Annotated in this window: 6 protein-coding genes; 5 read left to right on the top strand and 1 reads right to left on the bottom strand. The window is 71.4% G+C overall.

Features of this window, described 5'->3' with window-relative positions; genetic code table 11:
• The first annotated feature begins 672 nt into the window (after window positions 1-672).
• From dhaK to I8N67_RS40670, 3 genes are all read left to right on the top strand, one after another.
• Window positions 673-1,665 carry a dihydroxyacetone kinase subunit DhaK gene (gene dhaK / locus I8N67_RS40680; RefSeq protein ID WP_200309344.1) on the top strand — a complete coding sequence of 331 codons (993 nt, stop codon included), beginning with the start codon at window positions 673-675 and terminating at the stop codon, window positions 1,663-1,665.
• A 95-nt stretch (window positions 1,666-1,760) separates the two neighbouring features.
• Complete coding sequence (gene dhaL / locus I8N67_RS40675; RefSeq protein WP_200309343.1) at window positions 1,761-2,378, top strand: dihydroxyacetone kinase subunit DhaL; 618 nt, start codon at window positions 1,761-1,763, stop codon at window positions 2,376-2,378.
• A complete protein-coding gene (locus I8N67_RS40670; RefSeq protein ID WP_200309342.1) occupies window positions 2,371-2,781 on the top strand; it encodes a PTS-dependent dihydroxyacetone kinase phosphotransferase subunit DhaM in 411 nt (136 codons plus the stop codon). Before dhaL ends, I8N67_RS40670 begins: the two co-directional genes overlap by 8 nt.
• Window positions 2,782-2,928: 147 nt before the next feature.
• On the opposite strand, the gene I8N67_RS40665 is transcribed toward I8N67_RS40670, so the two are convergent.
• Window positions 2,929-3,612 (bottom strand): glycoside hydrolase family 75 protein, encoded by a 684-nt coding sequence (locus I8N67_RS40665; protein WP_200309341.1) that lies wholly within the window; start codon window positions 3,610-3,612, stop codon window positions 2,929-2,931.
• 427 nt (window positions 3,613-4,039) lie between these two features.
• On the opposite strand from I8N67_RS40665, the gene I8N67_RS40660 reads away from it, so the two are divergent.
• Window positions 4,040-5,059: a fibronectin type III domain-containing protein gene (locus I8N67_RS40660; protein ID WP_372443915.1), complete on the top strand. Its 1,020-nt coding sequence runs from the start codon at window positions 4,040-4,042 to the stop codon at window positions 5,057-5,059.
• A gap of 160 nt (window positions 5,060-5,219) precedes the next feature.
• On the top strand, window positions 5,220-5,768 hold the full coding sequence (locus tag I8N67_RS40655; protein ID WP_200309339.1) for a hypothetical protein: 549 nt from the start codon (window positions 5,220-5,222) through the stop codon (window positions 5,766-5,768).
• Window positions 5,769-5,831 lie beyond the last annotated feature (63 nt).

The following is a 5,831-nucleotide window of genomic DNA, read 5'->3' as shown; positions in this document are numbered from 1 at the left end:
TGCTGTGCATGATGTGCTCCTCTAGGACCTGTGGCTCCACCAGGTTGATGATGTCCTGATCGAAAGAGTGGGTAACCGACGCTTTCGGACTTCCCCGAACAGGCGACGGGTGACAGTGCAGCCCTCGGCCCACCGCCGGTGCAGTCGTACGGGAAGGCTTCGCAGAGTTCCGCACGTACCTGTTCACGACGCTCTCACCGCCGCCGGTCAGACCCCTCATCGAGGGCTTCAGCGGGGCTCATCAGTAGTCGATCAGCCCGGAGAAGGGCTCCGGATTCGAGCGTTCTCTTCCTGAACTTCATGAGGAGTCCCCTCCCCAACACTGCCGCGTCAGATCGGCCGCCCGCACGCGTCGCCCCTCATTCTGGACCGCCCGTGGCCCAACCGGCAGAGAGCCTCAGGCACCCTGGCACCGCTCTTGAGCGTCCATGCGCGTGACCTTCGCTGCCGCAAGGTCGATACTTCCCAACAGATGCGATCCTGCCGCCCCGTGCCCGACCACTCCAGATATCTGACGCCCCGTCATCAAAGTCAGCATTGAGTCAGCGTCAGTACCGCCAGAGCCCGCCCACGACCCCCGCGAACCGTCAAGATCAACAATTGGTCAAGCCTATGTTGACCTGCTAAAACACAGGTCATCGGCTCGTCCCGTAATCTCCCCAGGAGGTACCCATGAGAATGCTCATCAACGTCGCGGAGACCGTTGTCGCGGACGCGTTGCGGGGTATGGCAGCCGCGCATCCCGAGTTGACCGTGGACGTGGAGAACCGGGTGATCGTGCGGCGGGACGCGCCGGTGGCCGGGAAAGTGGGGCTGGTCTCCGGTGGGGGCTCGGGGCACGAGCCCTTGCACGGAGGCTTCGTGGGGCCGGGGATGCTGTCGGCGGCCTGTCCCGGTGAGGTGTTCACGTCGCCCGTGCCCGACCAGATGGTGCGGGCCGCGGCGGCCGTGGACAGTGGGGCCGGGGTGTTGTTCATCGTGAAGAACTACACCGGTGACGTGCTGAACTTCGACATGGCGGCCGAACTCGCCGAGGACGAGGGCATCCAGATCGCCAAGGTGCTCGTCAATGACGACGTGGCCGTGACGGACAGTCTCTACACCGCCGGGCGGCGCGGCACAGGGGCGACGCTGTTCGTGGAGAAGATCGCGGGGGCCGCCGCCGAGGAGGGGCAGCCGTTGCGGCAGGTCGAGGCGCTGGCCCGGCAGGTCAATGAGAACTCCCGCAGTTTCGGGGTGGCCCTCGACGCGTGCACCACGCCGGCCAAGGGCAGCCCGACCTTCGATCTCCCCGCCGGGGAGCTGGAGTTGGGTGTCGGCATCCATGGTGAGCCGGGGCGTGAGCGGCGCGCGATGATGACCTCTCGGGAGATCGCCGACTTCGCGGTGAACGCCGTTCTGGAGGACATGAGTCCGCGCAACCCGGTGCTGCTGCTCGTCAACGGCATGGGCGCGACGCCGCTGCTGGAGCTGTACGGCTTCAACGCGGAGGTCCAGCGGGTGCTGACCGAGCGCGGGGTCGCCGTGGCCCGCACTCTCGTCGGCAACTACGTCACCTCGCTCGACATGGCCGGCGCGTCGGTCACGCTGTGCCAGGTCGACGAGGAGTTGCTTCGGCTGTACGACGCTCCCGTCAGGACTCCTGGACTGCGCTGGGGTGTGTGAGGGCACCTTCGGCCGCCGCCACCGGCAGCAGCCCGCCCCCTGGATGCCGTTACACCTCACGATCAGTCAATTTCCGTACCACGCAAGGAGATTCCGTGCTCGATGCCGACTTCTTCCGTCGCTGGCTGACGGCCACCGCGGCCTCGGTGGAACGCGAGGCCGAGCGGCTCACGGCGCTCGACTCGCCGATCGGGGACGCCGATCACGGCAGCAATCTGCGCCGCGGGTTCGCCGCCGTGACGGCCGTGCTGGAGAAGGAGGCGCCGGACACGCCCGGCGCCGTCCTCGTGCTCGCCGGACGGCAGCTGATCTCGACCGTCGGCGGCGCCTCCGGCCCGCTGTACGGCACCCTGCTGCGCCGGACCGGCAAGGCGCTCGGCGAGGCGGCCGAGGTGAGTGAGGCCCGGTTCGCGGAGGCGCTGCGGGCCGGGGTCGACGCGGTGATGACGCTGGGCGGGGCCGCCCCGGGCGACAAGACCATGATCGATTCGCTCGTCCCGGCCGTCGACGCGCTCACCGAGTCGTTCGTCGCGGCGCGGGCCGCCGCCGAGGAGGGCGCGCTGGCGACCGTCCCGCTGCAGGCCCGCAAGGGCCGGGCCAGCTATCTCGGTGAACGGAGCATCGGGCACCAGGACCCCGGCGCCACGTCGGCCGCGCTGCTGATCGCGGCCCTCGCCACCGCCGCCGAGGCCTCAGAGGCGGCCGATGCCTGACGGGAAGCCGGTCGGCATCGTGCTGGTCTCGCACAGCGCCGCCGTCGCCGCCTCGGTCGCCGAGCTGGCGAAGGGTCTGGCGGGTGCGGGCGCCGCCGTTCCCGTCGCCCCGGCGGGCGGTACCGAGGACGGCGGCCTGGGCACCAGCGCCGAGCTGATCTCGGCGGCGGCCGCGTCCGTCGACCGAGGCGCCGGGGTCGCGGTCCTCACCGATCTCGGCAGCGCGGTCCTCACCGTTAAGGCCCTGCTCGCCGAGGGCGACGAACTTCCCCCGGACACCCGTCTGGTCGACGCCCCGTTCGTCGAGGGCGCGGTCGCCGCGGTCGTCACGGCCTCGACGGGAGCGGACCTCGCGGCGGTGGCGGCCGCGGCTTCGGAGGCGTACTTGTACAGGAAGGAGTGACCCTCCGGTGCCGGAAGGCGTGACTCTTCGGTGCCGGAAGGCGTGACCCTCCGGTATCAGAAGGAGTGACCCTTCGAGGGGCTGATCCTTGCGCTGCGGGGCCTGCCGCCGCATCTGGCGGTGGGCCCCGCGCCACGCGCACGGGCCCTACCCCTCCACGAACCTCCGTGCCAGCGCCTGCCCCTGTTCCACCGCCGCCCCGTGGTCCTCGATCGGGCTCACGCGGGAGTCCTCGAAGACGATGTAGGTGACGCCGGAGTCGGTGCCGCCGCGGCGCGGGTCGGGGCGGATACCGAGGGCCTCGGCGGTGGCGTACGAGGCCTCGCCGATGATGCTCCGGGGGCCGGTGTCGCCGACGACGGCGTACTGGACCCGGTCCTCGTAGATGACGGCGGCGACGGATCCGCCCTTGATGCCGTGGTCGCGGTAGTCCCAGATGAGGCTCGGGGCGGGGACGACGATGAACGGCAGGGTCTCGGGGCTGAGATGGCGGCCGTCGGACTGCTGATAGGACGTGGTGGACTGGAACCACGGGTCGGTGTCGCGGTTGCAGCGCGGACCCGGCCGGCCGTCGCAGTCGATGTCCATGTCGGCCTTCCAGAACACCGCCCCGTCGATCCCGCAGACGGGGACGACGGCCGGGGTGCCGACGTCATTGCGATAGAGCCCCGGCGACACCCGGACACAGCCCCGTACCTTCGCCAGCAGGTCGGCCGCGGTCACGGTGCCCTCCCGCTGTATGACCTGTTGTGGATGGGCCAGGGCGGGCAGGGTGACAAGGGCAAGCAGGGCGGCGCCGACGGCGGCCAGCGTGAACGAGCGGACTCGCACGATGAGAGACCCTCTCCTGGGGGGACAGTGACGAACACTCACCCAAACTGGGTCGGGTCGGAGCGGTCGGCCACCGGGAGGGGGCCGGACGGTGCACGGCGCCCGAGGCACGGACGCGCGGCCGAGGGCCCGGGCCGGCCTGGGCCCCGGCCGCTCGGCCGCTCTCGTCGGCGCGGGATCGGCGACGACAGCGGCCCGCACCGTACGACGCGAACTGCCTTGGAAAGACGGCGAGTTCACGTCGCGTCAGAGCCCCAGCACACGTAGCCGCTCCGGATGCCGTGAACCGGCAGACCTCGCGCGGAGCGTTCGACCGGCTCCCACGCCCTCTCGCCCCACCCCTTGATGTGACCGCGTCACTCATGTCATACATGGAGATAGGTACAGACCAATCCCGTCGATGTTCGACGTCCGAGGGGGCAGGACCGTGCGACGCGTTCCCGTACCGAAGCCCGTGTCCGACCCCGCGGCGAGGGCCGCGCCGAAGCCCTTGCTGATGCCGATGCTCTGCGCCTCGCTGCTCCTCCTCACGGCGGCCTGCGCGATGGACGAGAGCCCCGGTCGCCGTCCGCCCCCGGCCCCACCGGGGGTCACCGCGGCCGCGGGCAGTGCCACCAGCGTCCACGTCATGTGGAACCGGGCGTCCGGCGAACCGGAGATCTCCGGGTACGAGGTGTACCGGGGCCCTACGAAGGTGAGGGACGTGTCGGGCGGCGAGCACATGGTGGACATCACCCGGCTCGCGCCGTCCACCACGTATGTGTTCACGGTCCGGGCCCGCGGTGTCTCCGGGGGTCTCGGGCCGCCCAGCGCGGAGGTGCGGGCCACGACGCCCGCCGCCGCGCCGGCCGACCACCGGGCCCCGACCCGCCCCGGGCGCCTCGGCGGAAAGACGGTCGGGAGCAAGGCGGTCCAGCTGACCTGGGAGCGGTCGACGGACGACCGGGACGTGGTGTCGTACGACGTCCTGCAGGGCGACTCGAAGATCCACAGTGTGGGCGGGGAGCAGACGGCGGCCGTGGTCACGGGGCTGCGGGCCGGCACCCGGTACTCCTTCACCGTGCGGGCGCGGGACGCGGCGGACAACGTCTCGCCCGCGAGTCCGGCGCTCCGGCTGACCACCGCGCAGGGGGCGGACGAGGGGCGGGGTACGGCGCCCACCGGGTTCCGTGCCACCACGCGCCGGGCCGACGGGGCGTACTCCATCGAGTTGTCGTGGGTTCCGCCGCGGACCGACGGTGTGGTCACGGAGTACGAGATCCAGCTCGACGGAGAGCCGGCCACGACGCTCGTCTGGGGTGGGACCCCGCCCAGGGACCGGGCCACGTACGGGTTCTACGTGGGCCGGGAGGCCGGGGTGGCGTACCGGGTGCGGATCCGGGCGAAGCTGCCGGACGGGACCTGGGGCGGGTACTCGGCGGAGCGGACGGTGAGGACCGGCGGGTGAGCGGGGGTCCCCCGCACGGCGGAATCCGTCACCTGCCCGGGCGTCGTCCGCATGCGGACGGGACGAAGGGCGCGTTGGCTCGCTCTGAGGCAGCACGGGTCTCCCGATGCCCGGCGGCGCAAGGGATGTACCGCCGACCGTGCCGCCGGAGGGCAGACCCATGCGTATGTCTCACCTACTCCTCCGCTCCGGCCTGACCATGGCCGCCGCCGCGCTGCCGATCGCCCTGACCACGACGACGGCCACCGCCGTCACCACGGGGATCTCGGTGAGCACCACGGGATCCTCGGTCACGGTCACCACCAACGATTGCCCGAACAGCACCAACGGCGTGTTCGGCAACGCCTCGCTGCTCGCCGGCGGGCAGGCGAACTTCTCCCAGGGGCGTCAGGCGACGCTCACCGGCACCAGCACCACCCAGTCCGCCGCCTGGGGGAGCGTCATCCCGGGCACGTACACCGTGATCGTGGTGTGCGAGGACGGGACCACGGCGGGCACCCAGTCCATCATCGTCACCGCCGCCACCCCGACCATCTCCGCGACCGCCACCGCCTCCCCCTCGCCCTCACTGGGCGTCATGGGCGGTATCGGCGGGGCCACCGAGGAGTACGGCACGATCACCCTGGCAAGCGGTGGCGCGCTGGTGGCCGCGGGTACGGTGGCGGCGGTCTGGTACCTGCGCCGTCGCGCGAAGCCGCACCGGCTGTGAGTGCCGGGTGGGCGGCCGTACCGTGACGGGGGCGGCCGCCCACTCGCGCTCCGCGAACTAGCT

The organism is Streptomyces adelaidensis (assembly GCF_016598475.1).
GTDB lineage: Bacteria > Actinomycetota > Actinomycetes > Streptomycetales > Streptomycetaceae > Streptomyces > Streptomyces adelaidensis.
Note: the sequence above shows the minus strand (reverse complement) of the source record. Positions and strands in the feature narration are given on the sequence as shown.